This window comes from Mycobacterium sp. (genome assembly GCF_965229265.1).
GTDB lineage: Bacteria > Actinomycetota > Actinomycetes > Mycobacteriales > Mycobacteriaceae > Mycobacterium.
Map to the genome: position 1 here is coordinate 866,006 of NZ_CBDDIY010000011.1, position 14,798 is coordinate 880,803.

General features: G+C 68.4%; 16 protein-coding genes and 1 pseudogene. 15 read left to right on the forward strand and 2 right to left on the reverse strand.

What is annotated here, in order from left to right:
* Positions 1–61: 61 nt before the first annotated feature.
* The 6 genes from ADBZ9K_RS16585 to ADBZ9K_RS16610 all read left to right on the forward strand — a co-directional run bounded on the left by ADBZ9K_RS16585 (position 62) and on the right by ADBZ9K_RS16610 (position 4,964).
* Positions 62–478 carry a nuclear transport factor 2 family protein gene (locus ADBZ9K_RS16585; RefSeq protein WP_526622719.1) on the forward strand — a complete coding sequence of 139 codons (417 nt, stop codon included), beginning with the start codon at positions 62–64 and terminating at the stop codon, positions 476–478.
* 185 nt (positions 479–663) lie between these two features.
* A complete protein-coding gene (gene rpsP, locus ADBZ9K_RS16590; RefSeq protein ID WP_526622271.1) occupies positions 664–1,143 on the forward strand; it encodes a 30S ribosomal protein S16 in 480 nt (159 codons plus the stop codon).
* Positions 1,140–1,382 (forward strand): RNA-binding protein, encoded by a 243-nt coding sequence (locus ADBZ9K_RS16595; protein WP_099040063.1) that lies wholly within the window; start codon positions 1,140–1,142, stop codon positions 1,380–1,382. Before rpsP ends, ADBZ9K_RS16595 begins: the two co-directional genes overlap by 4 nt.
* Positions 1,383–1,418: 36 nt before the next feature.
* On the forward strand, positions 1,419–1,940 hold the full coding sequence (gene rimM, locus ADBZ9K_RS16600) for a ribosome maturation factor RimM (RefSeq protein WP_526622273.1): 522 nt from the start codon (positions 1,419–1,421) through the stop codon (positions 1,938–1,940).
* 12 nt (positions 1,941–1,952) lie between these two features.
* On the forward strand, positions 1,953–2,642 hold the full coding sequence (trmD, locus tag ADBZ9K_RS16605) for a tRNA (guanosine(37)-N1)-methyltransferase TrmD (RefSeq protein ID WP_526622275.1): 690 nt from the start codon (positions 1,953–1,955) through the stop codon (positions 2,640–2,642).
* A gap of 225 nt (positions 2,643–2,867) precedes the next feature.
* Positions 2,868–4,964 carry an MDR family MFS transporter gene (locus ADBZ9K_RS16610; protein WP_526622720.1) on the forward strand — a complete coding sequence of 699 codons (2,097 nt, stop codon included), beginning with the start codon at positions 2,868–2,870 and terminating at the stop codon, positions 4,962–4,964.
* On the opposite strand, the gene ADBZ9K_RS16615 is transcribed toward ADBZ9K_RS16610, so the two are convergent.
* A complete protein-coding gene (locus ADBZ9K_RS16615; protein WP_526622277.1) occupies positions 4,961–5,887 on the reverse strand; it encodes a serine hydrolase in 927 nt (308 codons plus the stop codon). The two genes, ADBZ9K_RS16610 and ADBZ9K_RS16615, sit on opposite strands and share 4 nt — an antisense overlap.
* A 310-nt stretch (positions 5,888–6,197) precedes the next feature.
* Here ADBZ9K_RS16615 and rplS point away from each other — a divergent pair, with 310 nt between their 5' ends.
* The 4 genes from rplS (at position 6,198) to ADBZ9K_RS16635 (ending at position 8,551) form a co-directional block, all read left to right on the forward strand.
* Positions 6,198–6,539 carry a 50S ribosomal protein L19 gene (gene rplS, locus ADBZ9K_RS16620; protein WP_133689847.1) on the forward strand — a complete coding sequence of 114 codons (342 nt, stop codon included), beginning with the start codon at positions 6,198–6,200 and terminating at the stop codon, positions 6,537–6,539.
* 169 nt (positions 6,540–6,708) lie between these two features.
* Positions 6,709–7,479 carry a signal peptidase I gene (lepB, locus tag ADBZ9K_RS16625; RefSeq protein WP_526622722.1) on the forward strand — a complete coding sequence of 257 codons (771 nt, stop codon included), beginning with the start codon at positions 6,709–6,711 and terminating at the stop codon, positions 7,477–7,479.
* 12 nt (positions 7,480–7,491) lie between these two features.
* Positions 7,492–8,196 (forward strand): ribonuclease HII, encoded by a 705-nt coding sequence (locus tag ADBZ9K_RS16630; RefSeq protein WP_526622724.1) that lies wholly within the window; start codon positions 7,492–7,494, stop codon positions 8,194–8,196.
* 49 nt (positions 8,197–8,245) lie between these two features.
* Entirely contained in the window at positions 8,246–8,551 is a 306-nt protein-coding gene (locus tag ADBZ9K_RS16635; protein ID WP_526622279.1) for a DUF2469 family protein, read from the forward strand.
* Position 8,552: 1 nt separating this feature from the next.
* Here the strand turns inward: ADBZ9K_RS16635 and ADBZ9K_RS16640 are convergent, their stop codons facing one another.
* Positions 8,553–9,731 carry an ROK family protein gene (locus ADBZ9K_RS16640; RefSeq protein WP_526622280.1) on the reverse strand — a complete coding sequence of 393 codons (1,179 nt, stop codon included), beginning with the start codon at positions 9,729–9,731 and terminating at the stop codon, positions 8,553–8,555.
* A gap of 194 nt (positions 9,732–9,925) precedes the next feature.
* Between ADBZ9K_RS16640 and ADBZ9K_RS16645 the strand changes: the two genes are divergently transcribed.
* From ADBZ9K_RS16645 to ADBZ9K_RS16665, 5 genes and pseudogenes are all read left to right on the forward strand, one after another.
* Positions 9,926–11,167 carry an MFS transporter gene (locus tag ADBZ9K_RS16645; RefSeq protein ID WP_526622282.1) on the forward strand — a complete coding sequence of 414 codons (1,242 nt, stop codon included), beginning with the start codon at positions 9,926–9,928 and terminating at the stop codon, positions 11,165–11,167.
* A gap of 139 nt (positions 11,168–11,306) precedes the next feature.
* Positions 11,307–11,924: a hypothetical protein gene (locus ADBZ9K_RS16650; protein WP_526622284.1), complete on the forward strand. Its 618-nt coding sequence runs from the start codon at positions 11,307–11,309 to the stop codon at positions 11,922–11,924.
* Positions 11,925–12,010: 86 nt separating this feature from the next.
* On the forward strand, positions 12,011–12,784 hold the full coding sequence (locus ADBZ9K_RS16655) for an HAD-IIA family hydrolase (RefSeq protein WP_526622725.1): 774 nt from the start codon (positions 12,011–12,013) through the stop codon (positions 12,782–12,784).
* A gap of 105 nt (positions 12,785–12,889) precedes the next feature.
* Positions 12,890–13,255, forward strand: a complete 366-nt coding sequence (locus tag ADBZ9K_RS16660) for a YraN family protein (RefSeq protein ID WP_526622285.1) — start codon at positions 12,890–12,892, stop codon at positions 13,253–13,255.
* Positions 13,255–14,767 (forward strand): annotated as a pseudogene (locus tag ADBZ9K_RS16665) (YifB family Mg chelatase-like AAA ATPase). The gene ADBZ9K_RS16660 and the pseudogene ADBZ9K_RS16665 overlap by 1 nt, the downstream one beginning before the upstream one ends.
* Positions 14,768–14,798 lie beyond the last annotated feature (31 nt).

The following is a 14,798-nucleotide window of genomic DNA, read 5'->3' on the forward strand; positions in this document are numbered from 1 at the left end:
TTTTGTCCCGCTGGTGTGGACCTCCCTCCCGGGACGGGCCGACGCGGTGTTGAATCAGCGCATGCTGAGCCTCGCGGAGATTTCGGACCGGCTGGAGATCCAGCAACTGCTGGTGGATTACTCCACGGCCATCGACAGTCGCCGGTTCGACGACCTCGACCGGGTGTTCACCCCCGACGCGCACATCGACTACACCGAGCTGGGTGGCATCGCGGGCACCTTCCCCGACGTCAAGGCCTGGTTGGCCGAGGTGCTGCCCAACTTTCCGGCCTACTTCCACATGCTCGGCAACTTCGACATCCGGCTCGCCGGAGACACCGCGAGCTCGCGCACCATCCTGTTCAATCCGATGCAGCTCGGTGAAGACGGCCAGATCATGTTCTGTGGACTGTGGTACGACGACGAGTTCGTCCGTACCGCCGAGGGCTGGCGGATGACCAAGCGGGTCGAGTCGAAGTGCATTCAGAAGGTGGTCTGAGCGACCGCCGCCGCCGTTCGGACGATTAACACCTGATCAGCGCGATCTGGCACAATGGGCGGCTGTCCGCGCGCGGCTTCTGAGGATGGATGCGCCGCACCGCGGTCACACACGCGAGGCAAAACCGGATCCGGCACTCCCGCCGTATCGCTGAATTGCAGCGTGACAACCACAGGAGTTAGTTCATGGCTGTCAAGATCAAGCTCACCCGGCTTGGCAAGATCCGCAATCCCCAGTACCGCATCGCCGTCGCCGATTCGCGCACCCGCCGCGACGGACGCTCGATCGAGGTCATCGGCCGCTACCACCCCAAGGAAGAGCCGAGCCTGATCGAGATCGACTCCGAGCGCGCGCAGTACTGGCTCTCCGTCGGCGCCCAGCCCACCGAGCCCGTCCTCAACCTGCTCAAGATCACCGGTGACTGGCAGAAGTTCAAGGGCCTGCCCGGCGCCGAAGGCACCCTGAAGGTCAAGGAGCCCAAGCCGAGCAAGCTCGACCTGTTCAACGCCGCGCTAGCCGAGGCCGACGGTGGTTCCACCGGCGAGGCCACCCAGCCCAAGAAGAAGAAGGCGCCCGCCAAGAAGGCCGAGCCGGCCGCTGAGACTGCTGCCGCTGAGCCGGCCGCGGCCGAGAGCGCCGAGCCTGCTGAGGCCGCCGCCGAATGAGCTCGGTCGTCGTCGACGCCGTGGAGCACCTGGTCCGCGGGATCGTCGACAATCCCGACGACGTCCGCGTCGACATGGTCACCAGCCGCCGTGGTCGCACGGTGGAGGTCCATGTCCACCCCGAGGACCTCGGCAAGGTCATCGGCCGGGGCGGTCGCACGGCAACCGCGTTGCGCACCCTGGTGGCCGGTATCGGCGGCCGTGGGATCCGCGTCGACGTGGTTGACACCGACCAGTAATCCGGCGAGCAGGAGCGAAGCGACTCGGGGATCGATATGGAACTCGTCGTCGGGCGCGTGGCGAAAGCGCACGGTGTTACCGGCGAACTGGTAGTCGACGTCCGCACGGACGACCCCGATGAGCGGTTCACCCCGGGTAACCGCTTGTGGCTCAAGCCTTCCCGTGGCAACGGCGGTCGCGAGGTGGTCGTCGAGTCGGCGCGCCCACACGGCGGTCGGCTGTTGGTGCGCCTCACTGGCGTATCCGACCGCACCGCGGCCGACGCGCTGCGCGGCAACGTGTTCGTCGTCGACTCCGCCGATCTGCCGCCGATCGAGGACCCCGACGAGTTCTACGACCACCAACTCGAAGGTCTGGCGGTGCGTACCGTCGACGGCCTGGCACTCGGGTCGGTCGCCGAGGTGCTACACACCGCGGGCGGTGAATTGCTGGAGGTGCGCGGCCCCGACGGGACCGAACTGCTGGTGCCCTTCGTCAGCGCGATCGTCACATCGGTGTCCCTGGCCGACGGCGTTGTCGAAATCGACCCGCCCGAGGGGCTGTTGGACCTGGAATAGGAATGCGCACCCGTGCACATTGATGTGATCACGATCTTCCCCGGGTATCTCGATCCGGTGCGACAGTCGTTGCCCGGCAAGGCCATCGGGTCCGGCATCGTCGACTTCGCGGTGCACGACCTGCGCCGCTGGACCCACGACGTTCACCACTCCGTCGACGATTCTCCGTACGGAGGCGGGCCGGGCATGGTCATGAAGGCGCCGGTGTGGGGTGAGGCGCTCGACGAGATCTGCACCGAGTCAACACTTCTCGTCGTCCCCACGCCGGCCGGGCGGCTGTTCACCCAGGCCGACGCCCAGCGCTGGACGCAGGAGCGGCATCTGGTGTTCGCCTGCGGGCGTTACGAAGGCATCGATCAACGGGTGGTCGACGACGCCCGCAGCCGGATGCGGGTCGAGGAAGTCTCCATCGGCGATTATGTGCTGGCCGGTGGCGAGGCGGCAGCGCTGGTGATGATCGAAGCGGTGGTGCGGCTTCTACCGAACGTACTGGGGAATCCGCGTTCGCACCAAGATGATTCGCACTCACCAGGCAATGCCGGTCTGCTGGAGGGGCCCAGCTACACCCGGCCACCGATGTGGCGCGGGTTGCAGGTGCCCGACGTACTGCTTTCCGGTGACCACGCAAAGGTCGCCGCCTGGCGCCATGACCAGGCGGTACAACGTACCCGGGAGCGGCGACCGGAGCTGCTGGGGGAGTGACCTGGCTCGCGCCTCCGCCTCGCGATTTCGGCGCGTTCCCGTTCGCTGCGCGGCGGAATGCGCGCCGAAATGCCGGTGCCGATCGGGTTACCGGCAGCCGCCGCCGGGTATGGACTGTGGGTGATTCGTCCAACCACCGGCGTCTCGCCCGAATCGGCCCCGTCGGCGCCGACCCAGCTTGTGGGCCGGCAACGTAACCTGGTCTTTCTGGCGGTAGTGCTCGGCATGCTGCTGGCCGCCCTGGACCAGACGATCGTGGCCACCGCACTGCCGACCGTCGTCGCCGATCTGGGCGGTGCCGGTCACCAGTCGTGGGTGGTGACCAGCTACCTGCTGGCCTCGACGATCGTGACCGCGGTGGTCGGCAAGCTCGGTGACACCTTTGGGCGCAAGCCGGTGTTCCAGGCGGCGATCCTGTGCTTTCTGGCCGGGTCGGTGCTGTGCGGTCTGGCCGGGTCGATGAGCATGCTGGTTGCTTCCCGGGCCTTGCAGGGCATCGGGGGCGGAGCGATCACCGTCACCGCGGTCGCGGTCATCGGTGAGGTCATTCCGCTGCGTGAGCGGGGCCGCTACCAGGGCGCGCTCGGCGCCGTCTTCGGCGTCACCACGGTGGTGGGCCCGCTGCTGGGCGGGCTGTTCACCGACCACCTCGGGTGGCGGTGGGCATTCTGGGTCAACGTGCCGGTGGCCGTGGTGGTGCTGGCGGTGGCGGCGCTGGCGATTCCGAAGCTCGGGCGAACCACTCGGCCGGTCATCGACTACCCCGGCATCGTGCTGGTTGGGCTGGGTGCGGCCGGGCTGACACTGGCCACCAGCTGGGGCGGCACGACCTACCCGTGGGGCTCGGCGACCATCATCGGGCTGTTCGTCGGCTCGGTGGCTGCGCTGGTGGCGTTTGTCGTCGTGGAAAGCCGTGCGGCCGAGCCCATTCTGCCGATCCGGTTGTTCGCCGACCCGGTGTTCACGGTGTGCTGTGTGCTGTCGTTCGTGGTCGGGTTCGCGATGCTGGGCGCACTGACGTTCCTGCCGACCTACATGCAGTTCGTCAACGGGGTATCGGCCACGGTGTCCGGGCTACACACCCTGCCCATGGTGCTGGGCCTGTTGGTCACGTCGCTGAGCAGCGGCGTGATCGTGGGCCGCACCGGGCGCTACAAGATCTTCCCGATCGTCGGCACCGCGGTGATGGCCCTGGGTTTCGTGCTGCTGTCCCGGATGGACGCGGGCACATCCACGTGGGTGCAGTCGCTGTATCTGCTGATCCTGGGCGCCGGCATCGGGCTCAGCATGCAGGTGCTCATCCTGACCGTGCAGAACACCGTCGATTTCACCGATCTGGGCGTGGCCACCTCGGGTGTCACGTTCTTCCGCACCATCGGCAGCTCCTTCGGTGCGGCGATCATGGGTTCGCTGTTCAGCAATTTCCTCGCCGACCGGCTGCCCAAGGCCCTGGCCGCCAGCGGCGCACCACCCGGGACGGCGCAGTCACCGCAGGCACTGCACCGACTTCCCCGCGAGCTCGCCGCGCCGATCATCGACGCCTACGCCGACTCGTTGAGCCGGGTTTTCCTGTTCGCCGCGCCCGTCGCGCTGGTCGGTTTCGTGCTCGCCCTCTTCCTCAAACAGGTGCCGCTGCGAGACGCTGCGGCGATGGGCAGCACCGACCTCGGTGAGGGCTTCGGGATGCCCACGACGGAGCCGGCAGAGAAGGTGCTGGAGGTGGCCGTGAGCCGGTTGCTGCGCGAGTCCCGGGGGATGCACCTGCAGGCGCTGGCCCGCTCCGGGGCCACCCGCCTGGACGCCCCGAGCATGTGGGCGCTGATGCAGATCTACCGGCACGCGCAGGCAGCCGGCGCCGCAGACCTCACGGCAATCGCCGCCCGCCACCGGGTGCCCGCCGAGATCCTCGAGCCCGCCTTCGAGCGACTGGTCGCGACGGGTTACGCCCACCGCGGCGGTGACCAGTTCTCGCTGACGCCGGCCGGCGCAGCGGAAGTGAACTACGCGCGCAACCTCATCGCGAACTGGATCACCGACACGCTGACCCGCTCGCCGTCCTTTGCGGGACGGCCGGACCGGTTGCAGGTGCAGGGCGCGATGGAGCGCATCGCCCGCAGCATTCTGGCGCAGGACGACGGCACCGATCAGGCCGCCACCCGTCCGCTGCTGATGGGCCCGCCGCACGCAGTGTCCGATCCGGGGGCGACGACGAGACTGCGCAGTAGCGTGCTCACCGCGGAAGCGGCCACCGAACCCACCCGGCCGTTTCGGGCCCGCGCCGCGATCGACCCGACCCGGCGGCAACCGCGCCGTTGGGGCTAGACCCGGCCGCCCGGGAACATCGTCTTGATGGCTTGGGTCAGTGTGTTGCGCGCGGTGGTGTCATCGACCGGCTGCAGCGAGGCCATGGCGATCACGAACCGACGGTCGGGCCCGATGACGCCGGTGGTCATGTGCAGCCAGTTGCCGCCGTTCCAGCAGCACATCCACCCTTGTTTGACCGCAACGGGTTCGGCGTAGAGGCCTTCGGGGATGCCGAATCGCTGCGGGTAGCCGTCGATGCCGGTCGGGGTCGACGCCGACAGATCCGACAGGATCGTGGCGGCCTGGTCGGGCGGGAGCCCACCGGCGCCGTCGAGCAGCATGTCGTAGTAGCGGACGAGGTCGCCCGTCGTGCTCATGGTGTTCCACCAGTGCCCGTCATACGGCACGCTGGTCGACTTGAGGCCATAGCGTGCGGTCACCCGGTTGATGACCGCACTGCCGCCACCCTCGCTCCAGAACACCTCGGCGGCGCTGTCGTCGGAGGACTGCAACATCACATCGAAGGACTGACGCTCCTCGGGGCTCAGCTGGCGCTGACCCTTGGCCACCTGCAGCAGCAAGTCGTCGGCGATGAACAGCTTGCTCACCGACGCGATCGGGAACGGGCTGCCGTCGCCGCCGGAAATCGTCTGGCCGGTGGTGCGGTCCAGCACCGTGAAGCTGATGTCGGCGCCGCGGCTGGCGGCATCGGAGGCGGCCTGTCTGGCCCGCACGTCGAGCCCAATCGTCGGATCGGGTGGCGCATCGGGCAGCGGCCCCATGGCGGGCGCCTGAGGAATGGAACTGGGGTCCACCGAAAGCAGGTTCATCGCCCGGCCGTCGCCGGGACCGGCGTTGACCTGAGCGGAAGACGCGGCGACCGAAACCCCGATGATCACGGCCGCGGCCCCCGTGACCAGCATCGACAGATGCCGTCGCATGGCCGTCTCCTTGAACATTGGGTGGTATGCAGTGGTGTGGGCTTGCCGCGTCGCCGCCCGACATCCTCAGGTTAACCGTACCTTCCCTACAGCGCGTCCTTAGCGCAGCGACACCTGTCCGGGCCGCGGCGAGTCGCGCGATTTCACTGCTCGCGGCCCGTCTGGCACAATTGAGCAGTTGCCCGCGCGGGCCGGACTTCTCTGGGCCTGCTGCGACAAACAACCACGTGCCCGAATCCATCGGCCGGCGACTGCCAGCGCGTTTGCGCGGGCCGTCGACTGAGCCGCGAACCGCAAGGAAGTGTCACCGATGAACACGCTGGACTTCGTCGACCAGGCGTCGCTGCGCGACGACATCCCGACCTTCAGCCCCGGGGACACCATCAATGTCCACGTGAAGGTCATCGAGGGCAACAAGCAGCGCATCCAGGTGTTCAAGGGTGTCGTGCTCCGCCGCTCGGGTGGTGGCATCCGCGAGACGTTCACCGTCCGCAAGGAGAGCTACGGCGTCGGCGTGGAGCGCACCTTCCCGGTGCATTCGCCCAACATCGACCACCTTGAGGTCGTCACCCGCGGTGACGTCCGCCGCGCCAAGCTGTACTACCTGCGCGAGCTGCGGGGCAAGAAGGCCAAGATCAAGGAGAAGCGCTGAGCTTCGACATGGGTCGCACCCAAGCGCGCACGTCCCTGCGCGTCGCGGCCCATGACGGCGTCGACCGGTCCGGTCAGCTGGCTACGCTGATCCCGTGACCGACAGCACGGAGCCGCAGCCGGCGACCTCGAACCCGGACTCGCCCGAATCCTCAACTCCGACCGAATCGCTGGACGACTCGTCCGCGGACTCCGCGGACGGCGCAGGCAAGAAACGGTCGGCGCTGCGTGAGGGTGCCATCCTCGTCGCCATCGCGATGGTCCTCTACTACGTGATGCTGACCTTTGTGGCGCGTCCGTACCTGATTCCGTCGGAGTCGATGGAACCCACGCTGCACGGCTGCGCCGGCTGCGTCGGCGACCGGATCATGGTGGACAAGGTCACCTACCGGTTCGGCTCGCCGCACCCGGGTGACGTGATCGTCTTCAAGGGCCCGCCGAACTGGAATGTCGGCTACAAGTCGATCCGGTCGGACAATCCCGCGATCCGGACGCTGGAGAACGCGCTGTCGTTCGTCGGCTTCGTCCCGCCGGACGAGAACGACCTGGTCAAACGCGTCATCGCGGTGGGCGGACAGACGGTTCAGTGCCGTGCCGACACCGGGTTGACCGTCGACGGCAAACCGCTGACGGAGCCGTACCTCAACGCGCAGACGATGATGGCCGACCCACTGGTCTACCCGTGCCTGGGCAACGAGTTCGGCCCGGTCAAGGTGCCCGAGGGCCGGCTGTGGGTGATGGGGGACAACCGCACGCACTCCGCGGACTCGCGCGCCCACTGCACCAGCACCCCCGCCGACGCCCAGAAGGGCATTCTGTGCACCGGTGACCCGATGGCCGGCACCGTTCCGGTGGACAACGTCATCGGCAAGGCACGGTTCATCGCCTGGCCGCCGTCGCGGTGGGGTGGTGTGTCCTCGTTCGACCCGCAGCAGGGCTGATCCGTGCCCGCGATGGCGTGGCCGCCGCGCACGGTGATCCGCAAGTCGTCGGGGCTGCGCACCCTGGAGTCGGCGCTGTATCGCAGTGGCCTGGGTCCGGTGGCCGGCGTCGACGAGGTGGGCCGGGGCGCGTGCGCGGGTCCGCTGGTGGTGGCCGCCTGTGTGCTCGGCCCGAACCGGTTCGAGAGCCTGGCGGCCCTCGACGATTCCAAGAAGCTCAACGAGAAGGCTCGCGAGGAGCTCTTCCCCCTGATCCGCCGGTACGCACTGGCCTATCACGTGGTATTCATCCCCTCGACCGAGGTCGACCGCCGCGGCGTGCACGCGGCCAATATCGAGGGCATGCGGCGGGCCGTGGCCGGCTTGTCGCTGCGCCCGGGGTATGTGCTCTCCGACGGATTCCGGGTACCGGGGCTGCCGATGCCCTCGCTGCCGGTCATCGGCGGGGATGCGGCGGCGGCCTGCATCGCAGCAGCCAGCGTGCTGGCGAAGGTCAGCCGCGACCGCCTGATGGTCGCGATGGACGCCGAGCACCCGGGCTACGGTTTCGCCGAGCACAAGGGGTACAGCACCCCGGCGCACAGCGCGGCGCTGGCGCAGCGGGGCCCCTGCGCCCAGCACCGGTTCTCCTTCATCAATGTCCGGCGGGTTGCGGGCGCCAGCAGCGCGGAAATGGTGGTCGAATGCCCACCCCCGCAGCGCGACGACGAGGTGTGAGTCAAGATGGTTACCACGACGCCGAGAAGACAAAAGGACCGCTGAGCCGATGAGTGCCGAAGATCTCGAAAAGTACGAAACCGAGATGGAACTCTCGCTGTACCGCGAATACAAGGACATCGTGGGGCAGTTCAGCTACGTCGTGGAGACCGAGCGCCGGTTCTATCTGGCCAACAGCGTCGAGCTGGTTCCCCGCAACACCGATGGCGAGGTGTACTTCGAGCTGCGCCTGGCCGATGCGTGGGTGTGGGACATGTACCGCCCGGCCAGATTCGTCAAGCACGTCCGGGTCATCACGTTCAAGGACGTCAACATCGAAGAGGTCGAGAAGCCGGAGTTGCGGCTGCCGGAGTGAGTCAGCGCAGCGCGGCGTCGATGGCGTCGGCGGACAGGATGCGATCGAGCACCAGTGCGGCGCTACCGATGTTGCCGGCCTTGTCGCCGTAGGTCGACGGAACCACCTGCAGGTGTCGGGTGGCTAGGGCAGTTGCGTTGCCGTACAACGTTTCTCGCAACCCGGCGACGAATACGTCGTAGGCCCCTGACATGTCGCCGCCGATCACCAGCACGGCCGGGTTGAGCAGGTTCACCGCGGCGGCGATCACCTCACCCACATGGCGGCCGCTCTCGCGCAGCAGCCGGCGGACTTCGCCGTCACCGTGGTTGGCCAACTCGACGACATCGCGGATGTGGTTGACGGGGCGGCCCTGGTCCTGCAGGGTTCGGACCAGTGCCCAGCCGCCGGCGATCGCCTCCAGGCAGCCGGTGTCGCCGCAGCGGCACAGCAGTCCCGCGGCGGCCGCGGTCTTGTTGTGGCCGAACTCGCCGGCCGCGCCGAGCGCGCCGCGCTGCAGCACCCCGCCGGAGACGATCCCGGCGCCCAGTCCGGTGGAGGCTTTGATCAGCAGCAGGTCGTCGTAGGCCTTGAGGCCGCTGCGGCGCTCGGAGAGCACCAGGACGTTGGTGTCGTTGTCCAGCACGATTGGCGCCGAGGTCAGCTTGCGGAAGTAGGGCTCCAACGGCACCCCGTCCCAGCCGCTCATCACCGGGGTGGCCAGGCTACAGCCGCGCTGCTGGTCGACGGTGCCGGGCAGTGACACCCCCACGCCCAGGACGTCGCGGGCGCGACGGCCGGTCTCGTCGAGCAGCACCTCGAGTCGTTTGACCAGATCGGGCATCACATCGTCTGGGCCGATGCGGATTTCGGAGTCCATGTCGGTCAGGGCGTGGATGTCGCCGGCGAGGTTGCACACCGCCAGCCGGGTCCGGCTGCGGCCGATGGCTGCCGAGAGCACCACGCCGGCTTCGGCGTTGAATCGGAGCAGCGCCGGCGGCCGCCCGCCGGTCGACGGGCCTTCCTCGCCTTCGGACACCAGTCCGCGGCGGGCCAGCGCCGAGACCCGGGCGCCCACCGCGGTCCGGGACAGACCGGTCATTTCTCGCACGTCGGTCCGGGTGGTCGCGACGCCGTCCCGGATCAGCGCGAAAACGTCCCCCGCGGTAGCGGGGGCAGCAGAACGCCTGGTGACCGGCATCTTTCCATTGAACCAAGTTCTATCGATGACCGATAGCGAAAGAGACGCCCGTCACTTTAGCCTTTTTATGACCTAAGTCTGATTGATGAACGGTGAAAGTGGGGATAGGGTCGGAACGAGGGATGGAACGCTGCAATGCGGCAGCAACCGACGTCACCGGAAATCCGGTGACCGCCTGCCACCGCAGAAGAAAGTTGATAGCTCCCGTGACCGTCACTTCACGACCTGCCGCGCCGACGGCATCGCCCGCGTTATGCCCGACCCGGGCGCGGCTGGCGATTCTGGCCCTGGCAATGGGCGGATTCGGCATCGGCACCAATGAGTTCGTCGCGATGGGGCTGTTGCCCGAGATCGCCAGCGGACTGCGCATCACCGAGCCGACCGCCGGCCACGTCATCTCGGCCTATGCGCTGGGAGTGGTGATCGGCGCCCCGGTGATCGCCGCACTGACCGCGAAATACAACCGCAAGGTCGTGTTGATGAGCCTGACGGCGGTGTTCGCCGCCGGCAATGTGGCCACCGTCTTGGCGCCCAGCTACCCGATCCTGATCGGCGCCCGCTTCCTGGCCGGTCTTCCGCACGGCGCCTTCTTCGGCGTCGCAGCGCTGGTGGCGGCCCAACTGCTCGGACCCGCCCAGCGGGCCAAGGCCGTCGCCCAGGTGATGACCGGGCTCACGGTCGCGACGGTGGTGGGCGTGCCGCTGGCCTCCTGGCTGGGGCAACTGTTCGGCTGGCGAAGCGCGTTCGCGTTGGTGGTGCTCGTCGGACTGGCCACGCTGGCCGCCATCTGGCTGTGGCTGCCCGAGCTCGGCGCCACGCACGCCACCAACACCCGCACCGAACTGGGCGCGCTCAAACGGCCCCAGGTGTGGCTGGCACTGGTGATCGGCATGGTCGGCTTCGGCGGCATGTTCGCCGTCTACACCTACATCGCCACCACGCTGACCGATGTCGCCGGGATGTCTCGTTCGTGGGTTCCGTTGGGGCTGATGGTCTTCGGTCTTGGCATGGTGGTCGGCAACCTGGTTGGCGGGCGGATGGCGGACCGTTCGGTGATCCGTGGCCTGTATGTGTCGATGACGGCACTGGCGGTGGTGCTGGCGGTCTTCGTGGCCGCCGCCCATAACCCCTATACGGCACTGCTGCTGTTGTTCGGCATCGGCGCCAGCGGCGCGGCGATCGCGCCGGCGTTGCAGACCCGCCTGATGGACGTCGCCGCAGAGGCCCAGACACTGGCCGCCGCGCTCAACCATTCGGCGCTCAACATCGCCAACGCTTCCGGCGCCTGGATCGGCGGGCTGGTGATCGCCGCCGGATACGGCTACACCGCGCCGGCCGCTGCCGGTGCCGGACTGGCTGTCATCGGTCTTGTCGTACTTACCTTCTCGGTGGCGCTGCAGCGACGCCCGGTGGCCCACGGTGCGGCCCGCACATGATCAGCGCATTGACCGCCCTACTCGGGCTGCGCGGTGAGCCGCTGCACGTCGAACTGTATCTGCCTGCACGACAACGCCTCACAGTCGTGGTCGGGGCCAGCGTTGACCGACCGGCCGATCAGAAGGGAGAGGACCTCCGATGAGCGATCACGTGATCTTCCGGTACGACCCGGACCACCAGCCCGAGATCACCTTCCGGGCCGTGCCCAGCGGGTGCACCGGGGGAGCGAACACCATGGCTGAGGCTCGCGCGTCGTACCGGGCCTGCCTGTCGGCCCGCCTGCACGTCGACCGGCGCGCTCTGCCTGCCGCGGTCGAGCATCTCGAAGGCCTGGTCTGCGGTATGTGGGTGCGCACCAAAGTCGGTGCGGTACATCGCGATCAGTCCAGCGACCGGATGCTGCTGCAGACCCTGCTCTCGCCGGGCGACGCGCAGCGCGCACTGCGCGACGACGTGGCCGGGCTGACCGACAAGGGGGCGCAGCCGATCGTCGTCCTTGCCGAGCCGGACCAGCCGGTCGAGTCCCTGGTCGATCAGATGGCGCCGCGCGACACCCTCGTCGTCGCGCACTCCGACGGTCAGGGCGGGGTGGCGTGGACAACCCTGCACGGGCCGGAATCCGTTGATGCCGAGGCTGTTCGGCAGGTCCTGGACGACGCCGCGGCCGAGGCGACGCCGGTGGCCTCGTTGACCCGCTCGGGTGCGGGTGTGCGGCTGGTGGTGCGCCGCCGGCGGGCGGCCGAGATCGCATCATGACAATCCTGCTCGATCACGCCGAACACCGTGTTCGCGGTGCGCAGTCGGGGAACACTGATGTTGACGACGTCGTCGAAGGGAGAACCGTGCGTTCCACGCCGCAATGCTGGCTCACCGACATGGACGGTGTCCTGGTGCGCGAGGAGCACGCGCTGCCCGGTGCCGCCGAATTCCTGCAGCGACTCATCGACAAGCAGCGACGGTTCCTCGTCCTGACCAATAACTCGATCTACACCCCGCGCGACCTGGCCGCTCGGTTGGCCCGGTCCGGACTCGAGGTGCCCGAAGAGGCCATCTGGACATCGGCCATGGCCACCGCGGCATTCCTCAACGACCAGCTGCCCGGCGGTTCGGCGTACGTGATCGGCGAGGCGGGATTGACCACCGCATTGCACGACGCGGGGTACACGCTGACCGATACCGATCCCGACTTCGTGGTGCTCGGCGAGACGCGCACCTACTCGTTCGAGGCGATCACCAAGGCAATCCGGCTGATCGGCAAGGGCGCTCGCTTCATCGCGACCAATCCGGACGTCACCGGGCCGTCGGCTGAAGGGCCGATGCCGGCGACCGGATCGGTGGCCGCGATGATCACCAAGGCCACCGGTCGCGAGCCGTATTTCGTGGGCAAGCCGAACCCGATGATGTTCCGTAGTGCGTTGAATCGCATCGAGGCGCATTCGGAGAGCACGGTGATGGTCGGCGACCGGATGGACACCGACGTGGTGGCCGGCATCGAGGCCGGGCTGGAGACTATCCTGGTGCTGACCGGGTCGACGACGCTCGATGATGTGGAGCGCTATCCCTTCCGGCCGGCTCGTATCTTGCCGTCGATCGCCGAGGCCGTCGACCTGATCTGAGGTCGCGCTGTGGATGAGCGTGGGTGTGGGGACAACTCGGCGTGTGTGAGGGCGTGACCCCGCACGCCGGCGGAGACTGTCGGCCCGGGCGCCGATGCTGGCGCCATGACAACGTTGACGCGCAACCAGATCGGGGCGCTCGGAGAGCAGCTGGCCGTCGAGCACCTCACCGGCGTGGGGTTGCAGATCGTGGCCCGCAATTGGCGCTGCCGCTACGGCGAACTCGACGTGATCGCCGCCGCAGGCGACCACACGGTGGTGTTCGTGGAGGTCAAGACCCGCACCGGTGACGGTTTCGGCGGTCTGGAGCAGGCGGTGACCCCGGCCAAGGTGCGCCGCATCCGGCGGCTGGCCGCGATCTGGCTGGCCGGGCAGGACCAGCACTGGGCCGCGATCCGCATCGACGTGATCGGGGTTCGGATCGGTCGGCAGCGCACCCCGGAGATCATCCACCTGCTCGGGGTCGGCTGATGGCACTGGGACGGGCCTACTCGGTGGCGGTGCGTGGCCTGGACGGGGAGATCGTCGAGATCGAGGCCGACATCACTTCGGGGTTGCCCGGGGTGCACCTGGTCGGCCTGCCCGACGCCGCGCTGCAGGAGTCCCGCGACCGGGTCCGCGCCGCGATCACCAACTGTGGCAACGCCTGGCCGATGTCGCGGCTGACCCTGGCGCTGTCGCCGGCCACCCTGCCCAAGACCGGGTCGCTGTATGACATCGCGATCGCGGCCGCGGTGCTCTCGGCGAGCCGCAAGAATCCGTGGGACCGCTTGGAGAAGGCGGTGTTGTTGGGGGAGCTGGCACTGGACGGGCGGATCCGCCCGGTGCACGGTGTGCTGCCCGCGGTGCTGGCCGCCAAGCGGCAGGGCTGGCCCACCGTCGTGGTCCCGGTCGCCAACCTGGCCGAGGCCAGCCTGGTCGACGGAGTCGAAGTCCTCGGGGTGCGTACGCTGCGGCAACTTCAGGGCTGGCTTGGTGGTTCGGCGCGCCTCGATGACCGCGTCGAAACGCCCGCATCCACGGCAGAGCACGGTGTCGATCTGGCGGATGTGGTGGGGCAGACACATGCCCGCTTCGCCGTGGAGGTCGCCGCCGCTGGCGCCCATCACCTCATGCTGACCGGCCCGCCCGGCGTCGGCAAAACGATGCTCGCCCAACGGCTTCCCGGGTTGTTGCCCGAGCTCGCCGAGAGTGAGGCGTTGGAGGTGACCGCGATCCACTCGGTGGCCGGGCTGCTCTGCGAACGGACCCCGCTGATCACCCGCCCGCCGTTCATCGCGCCGCACCACTCGTCGAGCGTGGCGGCACTGGTCGGCGGCGGGTCGGGCATGGCCCGCCCCGGCGCGGTCAGCCGTGCGCATCGGGGTGTGTTGTTCCTCGACGAGTGTGCCGAGATCAGGCTCAGCGTGCTCGAAGCATTGCGGACACCGTTGGAGGACGGCGAGATTCGGCTGGCCCGCCGCGATGGGGTGGCCCGCTACCCGGCCCGGTTCCAACTGGTGCTCGCCGCCAACCCCTGTGCCTGCGCGCCGTCTGACCCCAACGATTGTCTGTGCTCCTCGATTCAGAAACGCCGCTATCTCGGCAAGCTGTCGGGCCCGCTGATGGACCGGGTGGATCTGCGGGTGCAGATGCACATGGTGCGTGCCGGTGCCTTCGCGCCGGACGCGGCGGAGAGCACCACAGCCGTGCGTGAGCGTGTGGCGCAGGCCCGTGCGGCGGCCGCGGCGCGCTGGCGGCGATACGGTTACACCACCAACGCCGAGGTGACCGGCTCGGTCCTGCGCCGAAAATTCCGGCTCGACAACACCGCGATGGCCCCGCTGAAGACGGCACTGGAACGCGGCGTGCTGAGCATCCGGGGCGTCGACCGGTCGCTGCGGGTCGCGTGGACGCTGGCCGATCTGGCCGGGCGCACGATGCCCAGTGTCGATGACGTCCGCGGTGGCGCTGAGCTTCCGTCAAGGCGAGGTCACGCGGTGAGCGACGACGCCCGGTTGCTGGCGTGGGCGTA

What these genes read in the sequence shown, in the direction of transcription:
- rpsP (WP_526622271.1), top strand. Translation starts at nt 664, where the DNA reads ATGGCTGTCAAGATCAAGCTCACCCGGCTTGGCAAGATCCGCAATCCC.
- rplS (WP_133689847.1), top strand. Translation starts at nt 6,198, where the DNA reads ATGAACACGCTGGACTTCGTCGACCAGGCGTCGCTGCGCGACGACATC.
- rimM (WP_526622273.1), top strand. Translation starts at nt 1,419, where the DNA reads ATGGAACTCGTCGTCGGGCGCGTGGCGAAAGCGCACGGTGTTACCGGC.
- ADBZ9K_RS16595 (WP_099040063.1), top strand. Translation starts at nt 1,140, where the DNA reads ATGAGCTCGGTCGTCGTCGACGCCGTGGAGCACCTGGTCCGCGGGATC.
- ADBZ9K_RS16630 (WP_526622724.1), top strand. Translation starts at nt 7,492, where the DNA reads ATGGCGTGGCCGCCGCGCACGGTGATCCGCAAGTCGTCGGGGCTGCGC.
- ADBZ9K_RS16585 (WP_526622719.1), top strand. Translation starts at nt 62, where the DNA reads ATGCTGAGCCTCGCGGAGATTTCGGACCGGCTGGAGATCCAGCAACTG.
- ADBZ9K_RS16615 (WP_526622277.1), bottom strand. Translation starts at nt 5,887, where the DNA reads ATGCGACGGCATCTGTCGATGCTGGTCACGGGGGCCGCGGCCGTGATC.
- ADBZ9K_RS16660 (WP_526622285.1), top strand. Translation starts at nt 12,890, where the DNA reads ATGACAACGTTGACGCGCAACCAGATCGGGGCGCTCGGAGAGCAGCTG.
- ADBZ9K_RS16640 (WP_526622280.1), bottom strand. Translation starts at nt 9,731, where the DNA reads ATGCCGGTCACCAGGCGTTCTGCTGCCCCCGCTACCGCGGGGGACGTT.
- ADBZ9K_RS16635 (WP_526622279.1), top strand. Translation starts at nt 8,246, where the DNA reads ATGAGTGCCGAAGATCTCGAAAAGTACGAAACCGAGATGGAACTCTCG.
- ADBZ9K_RS16650 (WP_526622284.1), top strand. Translation starts at nt 11,307, where the DNA reads ATGAGCGATCACGTGATCTTCCGGTACGACCCGGACCACCAGCCCGAG.
- ADBZ9K_RS16610 (WP_526622720.1), top strand. Translation starts at nt 2,868, where the DNA reads ATGCTGCTGGCCGCCCTGGACCAGACGATCGTGGCCACCGCACTGCCG.